We start from the raw sequence: 18,893 nt of genomic DNA, 5'->3' as shown, positions 1-18,893 counted from the left end.
TTCACCTTTTTCATCCATTTTAACTATGATAAATTGTCCTGGATTTGATGATTTTGCTACTCTTGGTGCTTCTATATCCATTAGATAGATATTTTCGTTTAGTTGTCTTTTTTTAACTATCTTGTACATGTTTCTCCTCCATATATTAATCCTTGGTTTTTATTATAAAAGTTCCTTCTCTGGTGTTACCAATATTTTTACGTGTTGCTTTTTCTCAGGTCCTGTTAATGCTCCAAATCCTTTTTCAACTATATCGTCAATGTATACCTTAGATGTTATATATCCCTCAGCTTTTATTCTTCCATCTTTCATTTGTGCCATTGTTGCAGGGAACTCATGTCTATAAGCCAATGTTCCTACTATTTTCTTTTCAGTAAATACTAGCTTGTTAGGATTTATATTAACTTCACCTTCCCAAATACTTGTCACAACTAAAGTTCCTTCAAATTTAAGTGAGTCAAGGCCTGTATCTAAACCTATCTTTGCTCCAGTTGTCTCAAATGCTACATCAACACCCAATCCACCTGTTAACTTTTTAACTTCTGTAGCTATGTCACATTCATTAGGATCTAATACATAATCAGCTCCAGCTCTTTTTGCATATTCTTGTCTTATAGACTTTCTTTGTAGAACTATTACTAAGCTAGCGCCTGCTGCCTTTAAACACTCAATAGTAGCAAGTCCTATTGGTCCTGAACCCAACACTAAAGCTGTATTTCCAGTTACAAACTTAGCTATTCTTATTGAATGTAGTGCTACTGCCATTGGCTCTACTAGTGCCGCTTGCTCGTATGACATTCCCTCTGGAATCTTGTGTATGTATTCTTGTGGAAAAACTGTATACTCTGCAAATCCCCCACCAGATCCACATAATCCATGAAAGCCTAATTTTTCACAAAGATTATATTTTCCTTCTTTGCAGGCTGGACACTCTCCGCAAACAACCATAGGCTCTACTATAACTCTATCCCCTTTTTTAAACTTACTAACTCCTTCTCCAACCTCTACAACTTCTCCAGAAAATTCGTGTCCTAATACAACTGGTGCCACATTTTTGCTTAAAGGATGAGGTTGTCCAACTGGTATAAAAATTGGTCCTCCTAAATATTCATGAAGATCTGACCCACATATGCCACACCATTTTACTTTAACTTTTACTGTTCCCTCTAAAACCTTTGGTTCTTCAATCTCTTCAACTCTAACATCTTTAACTCCATACCATAATGCTGCTTTCATAACTATTCCTCCTAATCGTTACTTTCTTAACGTTAATGTTAATTTATTCACAAATATTAAAGCAACTATTATGCCAAAAGAAAAAGGACTTAATTAAGCCCTTTTTATGTTCACATTCTCAAAATGAAACATTTATATCTGTCTCATTTTGAGATTACTATAAAATTTTCTCATTATGATACAGTGATATATTATATTTTTTTATTTTTCTATAAATAGTTGCTCTGCTAATATTGAGAAGTAAGGCAGCTTTTACTATATTTCCTTCACAACTATATATAGCTTTTTCTATGTTTTCTTTTTCTAATTCCTGCATTGATATTACTTCTTCATCATTTGTAAGTAATTCCTTATCTAAACTTACTTCACAATCTTCTTTAGCATTTAGTTCATCTTCGCTTAAGTAATAGTCTCTTTCCACAACATTTCTAAGCTCTCTTACATTTCCGCTCCATTCAAACTGTTTAAGTTTCTCTATATAATCTGGAGTAACTATCTTATCAATAGAATTACTGCTATTCAATAGCTGGATAAAACTATTTACTAATGGCTCTATATCTTCTTTTCTTTCTCTCAGTGGAAGTGTTTTTATATTTATTACACTTAATCTATAATATAAATCTTCTCTAAAACTCTTTTTTCTTATCTCATCCTTAAGAACTCTATTAGTAGCACCTATAACTCTAACATTTAATTGTTTTTCATAAGTTGCTCCTATTCTAGTGATTTTATTATTATCTAATACCCTTAAGAGCTTGCTTTGTATGTCTAAAGGAAGTTCTCCTATCTCATCTAAAAAAATTGTTCCTCCATCAGCTAGTTCAAATTTTCCTGGGTTACCTTCTTTATTGGCTCCAGTAAAAGCCCCTCTCTCATATCCGAAGAATTCACTTTCTACGAGTTCTCTTGGAATAGATGCACAATTTATTGCTACAAAAGGTTTATTAGATCTTTTACTAAAGTTATGAATAGCCTGTGCTATAACTTCTTTACCAGTGCCACTCTCTCCTTCAATTAAAATATTACAATCACTACTTGAAGCTTTTCTTGCCATATTTATAACTTTTTTCATCTTAGAGTTATTAGTTATAAAGTCCTCAAAGTTATAAGTTGCTTTATAACCTACAATTTTCCCTACAAGTTTATGAACATGTCTAGCTTCTCTAAGGCTAATAACTATACCATTAATCTCTTCATTTGTTTTTATTGGTACGACATTTATTATACATTTTATAATTTTAGATTTTATATAAAAGTCACAATCTATATTATTATGTCCTTTAGTATTAATTATTTCTTCAAGATCTATGTTTCTTATTAAACTCTTTATATTTAAGTCTAAAGCTTCCTCTCTAGATAGTCTTAGAACTTCACTTGCTCTATTATTTATTCTTTGTATTTTTAAGTCTCTATCTAATGAAATAAGCCCTTCAAATACAGAATCAAATGTTGTATTTAAAAGATTATATGAATTAGTTAAAGCTACTTGTTTCTCTATAGCTTGAGCAGCTGAAATAACCATGGCTAATGTATGCAAATGGGCATCTGATCTGTTTCCAGACATATTAATACAGCCAACTAAGTTGCCATTTTCATCATTTATAGGAGCTGCAGAGCAAGTCCATGAATGTTGACTCTTTCCATAGTGCTCTGCTCCAATGGTTTGTAATGGCTTATTTAAATACATAGCTGTTCCTATAGCATTAGTTCCAACCATCTTTTCAGTCCATAATGCACCCTTTACAAAATTTAGCTCATCTGCTCTTTTCATTATGTCCTTATCTCCGATTATATGAATTATATATCCATCTCTATCTGTGAGCATTATGGCAAAACCTGTTCCTTCAACAATATTATAGAGACTTTTCATTATTGGAATTGCCACAGATATTAGTGTTTCATTTTCTTTTGCTTTTACTTCAACATCTATTTTATATCTGTTACTTCCTCTTCCGCTATTATAATCAACCCCATAGGTTTTGCATCTAACCCAAGATTCAGAAATTTCTTTTCTAACTTGTGGTTCAACATAATCATTCTCTACAAAGTTTTTCCATGCACTCTCTATAAAATTTATATAATCTCCCATGCAAATCAGCTCCCATAAACTAAAAATATCAGGTTTTATTTATCCTCTATATTAATTATCATACCATCAACATGTCTCTTGTTCATAACTTTATTCTTTTTTCTATTTTCTTTGCTTTCAAAAATAATATCAAAGTCATAGTCCTCCGGATACAATTCTTCCTTATCTATATAAAGAGATAATCTTTTTTTATTAATCCTTAGCTTTTTCCTCATAACCATAACTCCGTACTCACCTTTAGAGTTTTCAGCTTCGCATATAACCCCTGTTCTATTCATAAAGCTTATAAATACAGAATCTCCAATATTAAATAGAGGTTCCTTTGGCTTATCTTTAACCTGATTGTTTTTCTTTTCTAAAATCTTTATCTTTTCTATTTTCTCTTCATTAATTTTAGTTTCTTCAAGCTTATTAGTATTTACTATTTTATATTGAGAGTAATCCACTTTTCCCTTGTAAGCTATCTCATGGGCTTTCTCAATTAATTTCTTTTCCATCCCAAGTCTTAGTGCAATTAAGAAAGCATTACTTTCACCAGGTTTTCCTATATTAAGCTTGTATAATGGTTTAAGCGTTTCTATATCAAATTCCATAGAACCGTTTATAAAACCTTTGTGTTTTTCTGCAAAATTTTTAATTTCATTATAGTGAGTTGTAGCGCATATAGTTGCGCCTTTATCATATAACTCTTCAAGTACTGAAATAGCAATCCCCATTCCTTCTCCTGGATCTGTTCCCGATCCTATTTCATCTAAAATAACTAAGGTATATTTATCTGCATTATCTAAAATATTTATTATATTTTTTATATGAGAAGAGAAGGTACTTAGGTTTTGTTCTATACTCTGACCGTCTCCTATATCTACTAATATATCTCCAAATATACCTATTTCACTTCCTTCATCTACCGGAACATGAAGAGCTGATTGAGCCATCATTGTTATTAACCCTAAAGTCTTTAGTGCAACTGTTTTTCCTCCAGTATTAGGCCCAGTTATAATTACTCCTTTATAATCTTTTCCTATTTCAAAATCTAAAGGTACTGCTGATTGACCTATTAGTGGATGTTTCCCTTTTATAATATTTGTATAATTTTTAGTGTTAAAGCTAACTGCTCTCCCATCTATTGCTTTGCTGTATTTTCCTTTGGCAAATATAAAATCATAGTTACTCATTATCTCGATATTTATATTTAGTTCTCTTTTATAATCGCAAACTAGATTAGTTAAGGTCGATAGTATTCTATATACTTCCTTTTCCTCTTCAAATCTACAGCTTTCTAATTCATCTTGAGCTTTTTTAACTTCCACTGGCTCTATAAATGTGGTTGATCCGGTATTGGATTTATCGTGAATACTTCCCTCTATATCTTTTCTATAACTGCTTTTTACAGGAATTACATACCTTCCATTTCTTTGGCTTATAACTGAATCCTGAATATAGGTTTTATATTTTTCATTTCTAAGCACAGCTTCTAGCTTAACCTTTATTTTATCTTCTAGAGCATATATCTTTCTTCTTATTTTCCATAAAGCAGATGTTGCTCTATCATCTACAGCTCCTCTAACTATACATTTTTCAATTTCTTCTCTTACATCCTCCATTTCATATGCTGAATGGATATAACTGCTTATAGTCGGTGCATAATACTGTTTATCTTCCATAAACCTCTTCATCTTTTTTATCTCTTTTAGAAGCCCACAAAGTGTTTCTAAATCTTCTGGAGATAGTATTATCCCTTTGTCTAACTTTTCCTTTATTCCATTTATGCCTGCCAAACTATGAAGTGGTATGCTGGAGCTTATATTTACTACATTTCTCGCCTCAGTAGTTTCCTTCATATCCATCTCTATTTTGTTTTTGTCTACTAACGGCTCTAGTTTTTCTATATTGTTTTTTGCAATTTCTGATAAGGCATATCCTTTTAATATATCTTTTGTTTTGTTATATTCTAATAATTCTGTGGTTTTATTATTCAACTTTAATTCCTCCGTTATTTTTATTTAGAGGATCTTAAAGACTCTTCACTTAATTAAAGTTACTCAATATTAATTTTTTGTAATAAAAAAACTGTAGGCAAACAGAGTTCACCTACAGTACAAATACAATTTAAGTAATAAAATTTTTCATGAGAAAGAATCCTATTTACCTTAAGGAGTTGTGAACAGTTTTTACTAAGTGTAAGCCTAAAAAATCCATCAACAAATAAACCTATAAAAGGTTTGATTTTTAAGACTTATTATTTAATTACTTAGTTTAAAACTACCTCACTCACAAATATACTCCCTTTCTTATTTAAGATAATTACATACTATCATTAGTTTTTAACTTTTTCAATACTCTTTATCTTAATATTGATTTCATTACCTCAACTACATAGTCTATATCTTCCTTGTTAACCCAGTAGTGAGTTGCAAATCTCATTTTGCCGCCTTCTGGTCCATTTATCTTTATTCCCTTTTCACTAAAGATATTAACTATTTCTTCTGAAGATAGCGGACAGTTTTCTATTTTAAAGAACAAAAGATTAATATCAAGATTCTCTCTATCAACCTTTATATTCGGAATTTCTTCTAGTCTTTGAGCTAAATATTTTGCATTATCATGATCCTCTTTTAATCTTTTAGTCATGTCTTTTAAGGCTATAAGTCCAGCTGCTCCTAAGAATCCAGCTTGTCTCATTCCTCCACCTAAAAGCTTTCTTTTCTTTCTTGCTTTATCTATAAACTCTTTACTTCCTGCAAGCATTGAACCTATAGGTGCACAAAGACCTTTTGATAAACAGAACATTACTGAGTAACAATATTTTGTAATTTCTTTAACATCAACTTCTAAAAAGGTAGCTGCATTAAATAATCTAGCTCCATCTATATGAAGATTTATATTTCTATCTTTAGCTATTTCATAAACTTCTTTTACGTAATCTAAAGGTAAAACAGCTCCGCTTGAATAAGCATTTTCAAGACATATTAAAGAAGTTCCTGGAAAATGTATATCCTCGTCCTCAGTTCTTATAATTGACCTTACTTTATCTAAATTAAATTGTCCTCTAACTGTTTCTAAGGCTCTAAGTTGAACTCCAGCTATAACTGCAGCTCCCCCAACTTCATGAGCTACTATATGGCAATCATCCCCAAGTATAACTTCATCTCCTCTTTTACAGTGAGTAAATAAAGCTAATTGATTTCCAAAAGTTCCACTAGGAACAAATAAAGCCGCTTCTTTTCCTACTAATTTAGCTGCGTATTCTTCTAGTTCATTTACAGTTGGATCATCTCCATATACATCATCACCTACCAACGCTTTAGACATAGCTTCTCTCATTTCTGGTGTAGGTTGTGTAACTGTGTCACTTCTTAAATCTATAATCTTATCTTTCATAATAATATCACCCCATAAAAATTATATCATATTAATCTATTTATACTGGAAAAATAATTCTTGATATATACACAATTAAAACCAAAGTAGCAGCACTACTTAAAGTAGCCACCATAACTGCCTGAGATGCAAAATCAGGATGATTTTTTCTCTCCACAGCTATAAGCGCAGTATTGACTGCTGTAGGTAGTGCTGATGAGATCATTAAAGTTTGAGCTGCAACTCCTGTAATATTAATAAACTTTAATATTATTAAAGCAATTATAGGTCCTCCTATAAGTCTTACAAAGCTTGAAATATAAACTTCTTTATTATTAAAGGCAAACTTAGTCTTTGCAAGTTGTGCTCCTAATGTTATAAGTGCTATAGATATAAGTCCTTCTTTTAAATAATTAAAAGCTGGCCACAAAGGAAAATTCTCTAAGTTATATGGTACAAATTTTAATAAAAATGCTGTAGGTATAGCGTATATTGCTGGCATTCTAAATATACTCTTCACAGAATCCTTCCAATGCATACTTCCCTTTCCAGCATTATAAAAACCCACTGTATTTGTAGATATATTCTGTACTATTAACACTACTATTTGAGTTGTTAAAGCTACTGTTAGATAAGGAGTCTGTCCATCTACTATAAACGGTGCACTGCTAAACACTAAAGTTATTAATGGAATTCCTATATTTCCTGAATTATAAAATATTATAGAATTTATAAATGCATTTTTAAAACCTTCATCATACTTTCTTATCTTAGCCACTAATGAAGATACTATAGAATTACATATGGCTAAAATTATTACAAATAGAAGAACTCTCCCCATATTGTCAGGCATTTTAGTACTATATATTTGTGTGAAAATAAAAAAAGGCATGTATAAATATATATTTATTTTACTAAGTGTATTAATGTCGAAGTTAAATTTCTTACTTAATATATAACCTAAGATTATTAGAAAAAATATTGGTATTATGTTATTAGATAAAATATAAAGAAATATACTCATTGAACCTCTCCTTTGCTAAAATCCTTCTCATTAATTTCCCCCTTAATATAAATCATACTTATTAAAATCCCCTAGTCACAAGTCATTCTTATTAATTATACACCAACTTTTACGTTTGATAATTTTCTTAATATGAAAATAGTCTCAAGATAAATATAAAAATTTATCTTGAGACTATAATTTTATAAACTTCTATTAATGTTTAGAGATGTATCTGCTAACTTTTCTTCTCTTGCTGAATATTAGCATTAATCCAGAAACTATTGACATCAATCCCATCATTACCAATCCTGTTAACCCTACTAAGCTTCCAGTTTGAGGAAGTTTTGAATCATCATTATCAATAACTTGAGTGCTCTTCGCTGGTGTCATTTGTATATCTAGTTTAACAATCTCATCATTAACTTCTATTGTACCACTTGTGAATGTATCATATCCTGGTTTAGTAACAACTATATAATAATCAGTGTTTGGGAAAACCATAAACGCATAATTACCACCCTTATCACTAACCTGAGGATTTTTATTGTTTGCTGGCGGGAAGTTATCTAACCCTGGAAGCTCTACTAAAGTTCCTGGTTTCTTTCCTGCATCTACATTTCTTTTAGTATCTGCATAATATAACTTAACATCTGCTCCTTCTATTACTTTACCTGTAGTGGCATCTGTAATAATTCCATATGGATCAATAAGGGCTGTACTTATTATCATTTCACCATTTGAATCCAATGTTAAATTAATTTTTCCAACAACAATCTTAGTTCCATCATCAAAATGATATACAATATTTAAATTATATTCATGACCTTTTTCAAGATTTGGAATTTCAAAAACCCCTTTAGAGTTTCCATCAGTTCCAATTTTAATATTAGTATCGCTTCCTGGGAACTCAATTAAATACTTAGAATAATCATTTAGGTATCCTTTAGTTCCATCTGGATTTTTAACTAATATTACACCAACAGCAGTTTTTACAGAATCAAAAACATCTTCACCAGTTCCTGTCATAGTTCCAGCATGTGCCTTTTGAGTAAATGTCTTATTTTCCATCTTGCCATTAATTTCAATTGGCTTAGTTATAGATAAATCATAGGTTACATCACCCTTAGGAACAACAATTTTATACTTTCCATCTTCTGAAGTAACAACCTTGGCTATAAAGTCTATTACTCCATCTCCATTGAAATCTTGTTTGATTTCTACTATTGCCCCTTTTACTGGAAGACCTGTATCATTATCTATTATTACCCCTTGTATGCTTCCTGGCATAAATGTAATGTTTATTTTATCTTGTGCATTTAATCCATGCTCTTCGTCATGAATATATACATTAACAGGTATAACTTGGTTTTCTACACCTTCTATTTTACTAGATCTATATACTACTGAAGCAATTCCGTTTTCATCAGTGACTGCTGAACTTCCTTTTGGAAAATCACCTTTTTCTGCGGAGAATTCTACCTTAACTCCAGCTAATGGTTTATTATTTTCATCAACTACCTTCGCTGTTATAACTGTTGTTGATTTACCATCACCAACTATTGAGCTAGGCTCTGCATCCATAGTAAGTTGGAAATTAGCTATATCTGTTAAACTGTCTTTTACAACAACTCCATCTTGTTTAATACTAAATGGATGTTTATTAGGATTTAATAAGTATCCCACTGGAGCCTTTGTTTCTAAGAAATAGTAATCTCCATAGTTTAACTTATCAAATTGTATTGTTCCATCTTTTCTAGTTACACCTTCTACTACTTTCTTATCATCTTTAGTATAGATTGTAAGAGTTGCCCCTGGTACTGGTGCTCCTGTTGAGAAGTCTGTTTTTGATATTTTTATTCCTCCAGTTATTAAAGTGTTTGTTAATTTATCTGTTAAAATAGTTCCATCTTCTTTAATACTGAATGAATGTTTATCTGGGTTTAATAAATATCCTTCTGGAGCATTTGTTTCTACAAAATAGTAATCTCCATAGTTTAATTTATTAAACTGTATTGTTCCATCCTCCTCTGTTACACCTTCTACAACTTTTTTACCATCTTTTGTGTAGATAGTAAGGGTCGCTCCTGGTACTGGTGCTCCTGTTGAGAAATCTGATTTTGATATTTTTATTCCTCCAGTTATCATTGTATTAGTTAGCTTATCTGCTAAGATAGCTCCATCCTCTTTGATACTGAATTCATGTTTATCTGGATTTAATAAATATCCTTCTGGAGCTTTTGTTTCTACAAAATAGTAATCTCCATAGTTTAACTTATCAAATTGTATCGTTCCATCTTGTCCAGTTACATTCTCTACAACTTTTTCACCATCTTTTGTATAGATAGTAAGGGTTGCTCCTGGTACTGGTGCTGATGTTGAGAAATCTGATTTTGATATCTTTATTCCTCCAGTTATCATTGTATTAGTTAGACCTTCTTCTACTAGAACGCCATCTTCTTTAATACTAAATTCATGTTTATCTGTATTTAGTAAATATCCTTCTGGAGCACTTGTTTCTATGAAGTAGTAGTCTCCATATAATAGATTTTCAAATTTCACCTTACCAGTCTCATCTGTTACAGCTTGGAATTGATCTTCTACTGGATGTCCAGTCTTAGTAAATATTGCTATGCTAGCTCCCTTTATAGGGCTACCTGTCACAGAATCAGTTTTTGTGATCTCCACTCCTCCAGTTATCATAGTGTTGGTTAAGCTACCGGCTAAAATAACTCCATCATCCTTGATACTGAATTCATGTTTATCTGGATTTAATAAATATCCTTCTGGAGCTTTTGTTTCTACAAAATAATAATCTCCATAGTTTAATTTATTAAATTGTATTGTTCCATCTTGTCCAGTTACTCCTTCTACTACCTTATCACCATTCTTAGTGTATATAGTAAGAGTTGCTCCTGGTACTGCCTCTGCTGTTGAGAAATCTGATTTTGATATCTTTATTCCTCCAGTTATCATAGTATTAGTTAAGCCATCTTTTAGAATAACCCCATTTTCTCTAATACTGAATGAATGCTTATCTGAATTTAATAGATATCCTTCTGGAGCATTTGTTTCCACAAAATAGTAATCTCCATACTTTAAACTATTAAATTGTATTTTACCATCCTGACCAGTTACTCCTTCTACTACCTTCTTATCATTTTTAGTATATATAGTAAGAGTTGCTCCTGGTACTGGCGATCCTGTTGAGAAGTCTGTTTTTGATATTTTTATTCCTCCAGTAATCTTACTATCAACAATATTACCTAAGTCATAAACTTTACCGTCTTCAGTTACATTAACTGATTTTTCTTCATTGTTGATATTATATCCTGTAGGTGCTTTTGTTTCTTTTACGCTATATTGTCCGTATATTGCGTTATTGAAAATTACTAATCCATTGTTATCACTAATTACAGTCTCTACTTCATTTTCATTACTATCATAAAGAGTAAATTCTGCTCCTTTTAATGGATTTCCACCTATATCAGTTTTTTTGATTTTAATGGTTCCTTTTTTCTTAACATTTACAACAGGTCCTAACTCTATGTTTTTACCATCATCATTATCACCTATTGCTGCATTTAAAGGAGTTGTTGAAAGCACAAAGCTATTATCAGATGTTTTAGTTTCAACTACAACATAATCTCCATATACTACATTTAAGAACTTAATCACTCCATTATCATCACTTAATACAACTGCTAATGGATTTAAATATAAAGTATCTGACTTATCATAAAGTGTAAATTCTGCACCTTTAATAGAATTACCCTTTTCATCATTCTTTTGAAGGCTTACACTACCTGTTATTTTTACATTAGTAACATCATAAGTATATGTCTGATTATTATCACTAGTTGAGCCTATCTCTCTTTTAATAATTATCTGAGATAAAACATATCCTTGTGGGGCTTTTGTTTCTTGCACTCTATATTTTCCATACTTTAAGTTTCCAAAAAGTATTACTCCACTTGCATCAGTAGTTTTTTTCTCTATAACTTGATTTGTATCATCATTATAAAGTGTAAATTCCGCACCAGATAACGGTGTTGTACCATCTGCTCCATGTTTAATAATTTTAATAGTTGATTTAACTTTTGAATTATTAAATACAGAAACATCATTTTCTGAAATACTGTCTTTAGGTGTAACTGTGTTTCCTTGCACTTGTATGGTAGCATTTAAAACTTGATTTGATACATTGTATCCTGTAGGCGATAAAATTTCTTTTATCTTATAGCTTCCATATTCAACTCCACTGAATCTTACTTTACCGTCAATATCACTAGTTGATGTTATATCTCCAAGTAAATTTGTAACTGGTGTAACTCCGTCTTGTTGATATAATCCAAATACTGCACCTTGAAGTGCTTGAGCATCTGAGTCTTCTCCAACTTTTACGAACTCTATATTGCCTCTTATTTTGATATTTTTCACAGTACTTACAGTTTGACCATCAATCTTAGGGCTTACAGTTTGTCCATTATCATTTTTTCCAATTGTAGCTTCTAAAACTTCAGTATTCAAATTATAACCTACTGGTGGAGTTATTTCTTTTATCTTATAGTTTCCATACTCAATATTATTAAACACTACTTTCCCATCATTTCCGCTAGTAACTCTTACAGGTTGATTGCTTGAATTTCTAACTTCAGTAACCCCATCATTTTGATAAAGTCCAAAAACTGCTCCTTGAAGCTTACTACTATCACTGCCTTCTCCAACTTTTGTGAAAGATATGTTGCCTTTTACCTTTCTATTAGTAAAACTTAAAGCCTGAGGATTTGATGATGTGCTATCTGCTTCAATTTTAAATGAGTGATAAGTATTATCTAAAACATAATTATCTGGAGAACTAATTTCTTGATAAAAATAATCTCCATATTCTAAGTTATCAAATTGAACTTGTCCGTTTACATCTGTACTTTTAGCATTCCTAATCTGTTCTTTATTATTATCAAAAATAGCTACTGATGCACCCTGTATTTTAGCTCCAGTTTCTTCATCAGTTTTCGTTATTTTTACCGAGCCTTTTATCTTAGTATTAAATACTAAATATGGGGATGCATGCACAGATTGTCCATCTCCACTAATAGTTGTTAGGTCCGCTGTTATGTCTGCCTTATATATGCTATAAGATGTAGGTGCTGAAGTTTCCTTTATCTTATATTTTCCATAAGGTATGTTTGTAAATAACACCTTTCCATCGCTTCCACTAGTTGCAGTTATATTGTTTCCTGAAGAATCTTTAACTACTGTATTTCCATCTTCTGTGTAAAGAGTAAATACTGATCCTTGTAGAACTCCGTCTACCCCATTTTTATAAAATTCTATACTACCTTTAAATATACTATCTCTATAGTTATAAGTAACAATTTTATTAGTATTATCACTACTTGAATATTTAAGCACTCCATCTGAACTGTCGTAAGTAGTACCTTGGTTTAAACCTGTTTTAATTTGGAATGTATATACACTGCTATTCAGTTTATACCCTGTTGGTGCTGTAATTTCTTTAATAGAGTAATCCCTATCATACTTAAGTTTACTAAATGTAACAGCCCCATCACTTCCAGTAGCAGCTGAAGTTGCCTTAACATTTCCATACTTATCTATAAGTTGGAATACTGCCCCACTTAATTTTTTAGAACCATTATCATTATATTTTATTAACTTAATGCTAGCAGTATCTCCAGTAGCGCTTCCACCACCTACTGAAAACCAAACACCAGTGCGGCTATTAGTAGAGCTTTGTTGAACTCCACTTCCCTTAAATTCTACTGTATTAGAAAAATCACCTGTTCTAGTTGTATTTGTTCTAAACTTAAGTATATATGCATTTGTACCTGCATCTGCTGGGAAGGTAAATTCAAATTTTCTAGTTACAGGATCATATTTAACATTATCTCCTGTAAGTTCTATACTGTTTCCTTGAGTTAAACTTCCATCAGTTGAACTTACTATTGCCTTATATAATTCTACGGTATCTGTATCTAACTCTAATCCAATTGGTAGTGAGTCTGTTATAGTTGCATTAGATAAATCGATATTCCAGTTAGAATTAGTTTTTACTGTCCAATCTATATATGAATTACCATAAGCATATGCTGATGCTTTATTAACTACAGAGTTATTAATAGTTCTATTTCCTTGGCTATTCGCTACTCCAGTTGTAGGGATTTCACTTCCTGTAATTGATGCAGTATTATAAACCGTTTTATTACCGTTTGTATTAAAAATACTTAAATCTATAATCTTTGTTTTAAAAGTTATAGTGTACTTTTTATTTATTTGACTATTAAAAGTATACTTAAGCAAACCTGTTGAACTTATATTGCTATCACTAACAAATGCACCTTTAGTAGAATCATCAATGCTAGCTGATCCACTAACATACTGCTGTCCGGCTGGAATTGCATCAGTAACTACTACATTAGTTATAGGCATCTTATTGTTGTTAACTTCTATTTTCCAAGTAAGTTCTCTTGTTAAGTAGTTATAATTTGTTCCTGATTTAGTAATTACATTACTAGTAATACTTTGAGTTCCTGTAGTAGTTTGATTTATGCTTGGCGCTACTACTTTAGCATCATTACTAAAACTACCAGTATAGTTTGCTCTAAACTTATTAACATCAGTTACTTGTGTTTTTAAAGTTATAGCATATGTTTTATTAAATGCATTATTAAAAGTATATACTACTTGACCTGATTCTAAAGTAGTGAAGGAACCATTTGTGGTATCATCTATACTTGCAGAACCTTCCACATATGTTTGTCCACTAGGAATTGTATCAGTAACTACTGCACCTGCTCCTACATTGGTTAGATTACTATTCACTGTAATTTTCCATGTGATTATACCTGTAGAAGCATCATACCCATCGCCCTCTTTTCTGATTATATTAGTAGGAACTCCAACTCCTATCTCTCCAAATGTTCCACTTGCTACTCCATCTCCTGTTAATGTTGCTTTATTTGTATATGTAGGAGATGTATTGCTATTGTAAACAGCTGAATCTACATTCGTAGAAAAAGTAATAACTTTTTGTGAAGTTATATTGCCTAAATTGTAAGTGAAGTTCTGTCCTGAAATTGTATAATTTGATCCATTAACTCCATCTACCTTAACTGTTGATTGATCTAAAGTAAGACCATCAGGAATAGGATCACTAACTACCGCATTATTAATCGTTCTCCCACTCTCATTAACAGTTATAGTCCAATTAATTCTCTTATTTTCACTATCATAACTTCCACTTTTACTAATTAGCTTCACTGGAACAGAAACAGACTTAGTACTGGATGTTACACTTTTAGGTGAACCTTTTTCTGTGTATTTCAATGTTGCATTGTTACTATAAGTATAAGTATCTTGTCCTTTGGCTGCTAAATCATCATGTATGCTTGTCTTAAATGTAATCACCTTTTGTGTGGTTATGTCACCAAAGTTATATACAAATTTTTTGTTATCTGAATCATAGCTGTGGTTACTACTGTTATCTAAAACCCCATCAACTTTAACTGATCCAGGTACAAAATTCTGTCCTACCTGTATGGTATCCTCAATACTTGCACTATCCACATTTACATTTTCCTTATTAATAGTTATCTTCCATGTTATTTCATCAGTAGCGGCACTATATCCACCATCTACATCTTTTTGTATGGATGGATTTGCTTGAGCAAAGTCTACTTTTACTATAGTTGGCTCTTCAATTCCAGGAATAGTAAACTCAATTGGTATAGGATTATTAGTACCTATTTTAGTAGAATCAAATCGACTACTAGCATAAAAATTTCCTACTACATTTGAGTGCGTGGATGGATAATCTGTAAATGTGATGGTTACTAATCCACTAGTGTTTATGTTCATGGTTGCTACTCTATTTCCACTAGTATCATTAATATTTGAATTTATAGCTGAATAAATTTTAATTTCTTGAGGTAATTGCAATCTATAATAATCACCTGAATTAACATCTAAATCTTGACCATCAATTCTATTAGGTATACTCCAAGTATAATTAATTCTTACCTCTGCATCTTTAGCTACATCTGTACCTAAAGCATTTCCATTGTTATCAGTTAAACTTATCCCAGTTATAAAATCAAATGTATTAGTAACATCTTTTCCTGTAGCTGCAAGACCCCTTACAGGTTGGATTATAGAAATAATCTGCATAATCAATGTAAAGATAGCAGTAACCATAGAAAATCTCTTTTTCTTCATTCTCTCACCTCTCTCAATAAAAAATTTAACATATTATCTATGTTACATTACAGTATACTAATGTATTCTAAACACTTTCTAAACATTTGGGTGCATTTGTCGCAAAATACACCTATACTTCATGCTTTTATATAATAATAGTTAATATTTATAAGATATTTTTTTAATAACTAAAAATAGAGAATTACAAAATTATTATTACTTGATTTTGCAATACTCTATTTACATATAAAACCCTTAGCGGTTATTTACCATTAGGTCTATTACCCTGGCTTTTTTCACTAGCATTATTATCTTTATCTTTTGAATTATTACTTTTTTCTTGTGAATTTGAGTTAGCATTTTCAGACTGTTGTTGACCTTTTTGTCTATTATCACTTGGAGAATTGTTAGCTTTACTCTTTACTTCAGTAGTTTTTTCAGATTGTTTCTCATCGTTTTTATTTATAGACTTGGTTTCAACTTTCTCTTCTGTTACTGCTTCGTTGGAAGATTGTTCTGTCCCCCCTAGTAATGAATTATCTTCAATACTACTATCTTTATCTTTTTTAGCCTCTTTTTTGATTTCTTTAGATTCAGCTCTGTCTTCGGCTCTTTTAGCATTTAATGCCTTCATTATTTCTCTCACTGGTTTATTTGCATACTCCTCAGCATTAACCTCTAAATCAGCCGCTTTAAGCTTTTCTATTAATAACATCTTTCCTGGTGATATTCCTAATCGTTCTGCTTCTTTATGTCTATCTGTATTTATGTTTTGAGCTATAATCTCAGTATCTTCTAAATTTTGATTTTCAAGTTCAGATTTTACTGCTTCTTCGGCAGATTTTAAAATATCTTCTCCTTTAGCTTCATTGTCAGTTGAAACAGTAACCGCTACAGCATTATCTAAATTCTCATCAAGGTATCCTTCGTTCTTAGCTTCCTCAATTAAAGTTTGTAATGCATCTTCAACTTTCTGACCCTCAAGAGTTAACCCCTCGCTTATTTTCTCACCATCTTCATTTAATGGGTTAACATCAATAACTGTCCCAAAAGAATTAGTTGCTAATTCCACGCTAGGATTTATGTCGAGTGATACATATGCTTTAGGTACTGCATATGCGTTATAACCAAACAGACTCAATGTTCCAACTATCATTAACGCAGATACTTTAAAAACTAACCCCTTGTTTAATCTTAAAAACTTAGCTTTCTCATATTCAGCTCCAACTATTATGTCATTTTTATCTTTCACTTTGTGAAACTTTCCTTGTTTATCCACCAAAACTGCATGCCCATCTTTTTTTTCTAAAACTATACCCTTCATCCTCATTCCTCCAAGCTTATATAATCTCTTAAGTATTCATAATCTCCAACAAGTATTATTAATACCGCTACTATATATCTTCGCGCTCTTTCTATTTTTTTTCGGGGTATATTCGTAACTTTTTCTAACTCACTAATATTTAATGTTTTATTTCTAGTAAAACTTTTCATAACTAAAGGGTTTTTAATAGATTCCTTAATCAATTCGTTATATAAAACTTTTGTTGACTTCCATTTAGGAGACACTTTAATTAAATCATCAAATCTTATATCATACTCTAATAACTCCTTTGAAAATTGTTCTATCTCTAATTTTCTTAAATAATCTATTCCTTCTTGCTTATAGTTTTCTAAAGAAACTTTATCTATATATTGAACTTTAATCTCATCTTCTAATTCCTCTAAACCGCTAAACTTAGCTTCTTTTTGCCTATTCTGTTTTCTATAATTATCAATTAATCTTAACTTTATTAATCTTTGAGCGAAAGATAAGAAGTCTCCCTTGTCTACTTTATAATTCTGAATTGCCTCTGAGAAAGCCATTAATGCTATACTATATTCTTCATCGTTATGATAATCTATGTATCTTTTAAGTATTTTACTGGTTGCAGATATTATAAATGGTCTATACTGCTCAATAAGTATGTTTATATCTTCATTATTATTTTTTAAGGTACAAAGAAACTTTTTATTATTATTTAACTTAGAATAGATTTTTATTAATTTAATTAATCTCTTAATATAAACAATTAAGGAGTATTATGAGTTTGAAACTTAAACTACACAATACTCCTAGATCTTAATCTTTTATTTTAGCTTATTTTTCTTTTCCTAATAAATATAAATACAAATCCTAATACTATAGAGAAAATCCCTATATATATTAACGTTGTAAGACTTATTAATCCACCTGTCTGTGGAAGATCTATAACAACTTTCTTTGTATTTGTTATACTATCTTTTAATATTACACCATCTTCTTTTATGCTGAATTCATGTTTATCCGTATTCAATACATATCCATCCGGCGCATTTGTTTCTACAAAATAGTACTCTCCATAGTTTAGTTTCTCAAACTTAACTTTTCCGTCTTCACCAGTTATTCCTTCAACTACTTTCGTACCATCTTTTGTGTAGATAGTAATCGTTGCTCCTGGTACTGGTGCTGAAGTTGAGATATCGCTCTTAGAGATTTCTATTCCTCCAGTTATCATAGTGTTACTTAGATTAGCTTTTAGTACTACACCATCTTCCTTAATACTAAATTCATGCTTATCTGGGTTTAGTAAATATCCTTCTGGGGCGTTTGTTTCTACGAAGTAGTAATCTCCGTAGTTTAGTTTTTCAAACTTAACCTTTCCATCTTCTCCTGTTACATCTTCAACTACCTTTGTACCATCTTTTGTATAGATAGTAATAGTTGCTCCTGGTACTGGTGCTGAAGTTGAAATATCTGTCTTTGATATCTCTATTCCTCCAGTTATCATTGTATTAGTTAAACTTGCTTTTAGTATACTTCCATCTTCTCTTATACTAAACTCATGTTTATCTGTATTTAGTAAATATCCCTCTGGGGCGTTTGTTTCTTGGAAGTAATAGTCTCCGTAGTTTAGTTTTTCAAACTTAACCTCTCCATCTTCTCCAGTTACGGCTTCAACTACCTTT

9 protein-coding genes and 1 pseudogene are annotated in these 18,893 nt (G+C 31.1%); all 10 read right to left on the bottom strand.

Translation table 11 applies throughout. The features are described 5' to 3' along the window. A pseudogene (locus B3N22_RS04320) lies at nucleotides 1-129 on the bottom strand (sulfide/dihydroorotate dehydrogenase-like FAD/NAD-binding protein); the annotation flags it as partial. A 33-nt stretch (nucleotides 130-162) separates the two neighbouring features. Next, on the bottom strand, nucleotides 163-1,236 hold the full coding sequence (locus tag B3N22_RS04315) for a 2,3-butanediol dehydrogenase (RefSeq protein WP_286905145.1): 1,074 nt from the start codon (nucleotides 1,234-1,236) through the stop codon (nucleotides 163-165). A gap of 157 nt (nucleotides 1,237-1,393) precedes the next feature. Beyond that, nucleotides 1,394-3,325 (bottom strand): sigma-54-dependent Fis family transcriptional regulator, encoded by a 1,932-nt coding sequence (locus B3N22_RS04310; protein ID WP_286905143.1) that lies wholly within the window; start codon nucleotides 3,323-3,325, stop codon nucleotides 1,394-1,396. 35 nt (nucleotides 3,326-3,360) lie between these two features. Then, entirely contained in the window at nucleotides 3,361-5,304 is a 1,944-nt protein-coding gene (locus B3N22_RS04305; protein ID WP_286905141.1) for an endonuclease MutS2, read from the bottom strand. Between the two features lie 364 nt (nucleotides 5,305-5,668). Then, entirely contained in the window at nucleotides 5,669-6,706 is a 1,038-nt protein-coding gene (ltaE, locus tag B3N22_RS04300; protein ID WP_286905139.1) for a low-specificity L-threonine aldolase, read from the bottom strand. Between the two features lie 40 nt (nucleotides 6,707-6,746). Beyond that, the gene (locus tag B3N22_RS04295) at nucleotides 6,747-7,709 is read right to left on the bottom strand and encodes an AEC family transporter (protein WP_286905138.1); all 963 of its coding nucleotides are present in this window, start codon (nucleotides 7,707-7,709) and stop codon (nucleotides 6,747-6,749) included. Between the two features lie 195 nt (nucleotides 7,710-7,904). After that, on the bottom strand, nucleotides 7,905-15,923 hold the full coding sequence (locus B3N22_RS04290; protein ID WP_286905136.1) for a SpaA isopeptide-forming pilin-related protein: 8,019 nt from the start codon (nucleotides 15,921-15,923) through the stop codon (nucleotides 7,905-7,907). Nucleotides 15,924-16,167: 244 nt separating this feature from the next. Continuing rightward, the gene (locus tag B3N22_RS04285; protein ID WP_286905134.1) at nucleotides 16,168-17,229 is read right to left on the bottom strand and encodes an anti-sigma-I factor RsgI family protein; all 1,062 of its coding nucleotides are present in this window, start codon (nucleotides 17,227-17,229) and stop codon (nucleotides 16,168-16,170) included. A 2-nt stretch (nucleotides 17,230-17,231) separates the two neighbouring features. Next, nucleotides 17,232-17,942, bottom strand: coding sequence for an RNA polymerase sigma-I factor (gene sigI, locus B3N22_RS04280; protein ID WP_286905146.1), 711 nt, complete (start codon nucleotides 17,940-17,942; stop codon nucleotides 17,232-17,234). 98 nt (nucleotides 17,943-18,040) lie between these two features. Continuing rightward, nucleotides 18,041-18,893: LPXTG cell wall anchor domain-containing protein (locus B3N22_RS04275; protein WP_286905132.1), on the bottom strand; the 853-nt coding region annotated here is incomplete at its 5' end.

It is taken from the genome of Clostridium sp. UBA1652 (assembly GCF_002320975.1).
Taxonomy (GTDB): Bacteria; Bacillota; Clostridia; order Clostridiales; family Clostridiaceae; genus Clostridium_T; species Clostridium_T intestinale.
This window is presented reverse-complemented; position numbering and strand designations above follow the sequence as displayed.

Bases quoted from the DNA above. Each gene is read 5' to 3' on its own strand.
- B3N22_RS04315 (WP_286905145.1), bottom strand. From the start codon at position 1,236: ATGAAAGCAGCATTATGGTATGGAGTTAAAGATGTTAGAGTTGAAGAG.
- B3N22_RS04310 (WP_286905143.1), bottom strand. From the start codon at position 3,325: ATGGGAGATTATATAAATTTTATAGAGAGTGCATGGAAAAACTTTGTA.
- ltaE (WP_286905139.1), bottom strand. From the start codon at position 6,706: ATGAAAGATAAGATTATAGATTTAAGAAGTGACACAGTTACACAACCT.
- B3N22_RS04295 (WP_286905138.1), bottom strand. From the start codon at position 7,709: ATGAGTATATTTCTTTATATTTTATCTAATAACATAATACCAATATTT.
- B3N22_RS04290 (WP_286905136.1), bottom strand. From the start codon at position 15,923: ATGAAGAAAAAGAGATTTTCTATGGTTACTGCTATCTTTACATTGATT.
- B3N22_RS04285 (WP_286905134.1), bottom strand. From the start codon at position 17,229: ATGAAGGGTATAGTTTTAGAAAAAAAAGATGGGCATGCAGTTTTGGTG.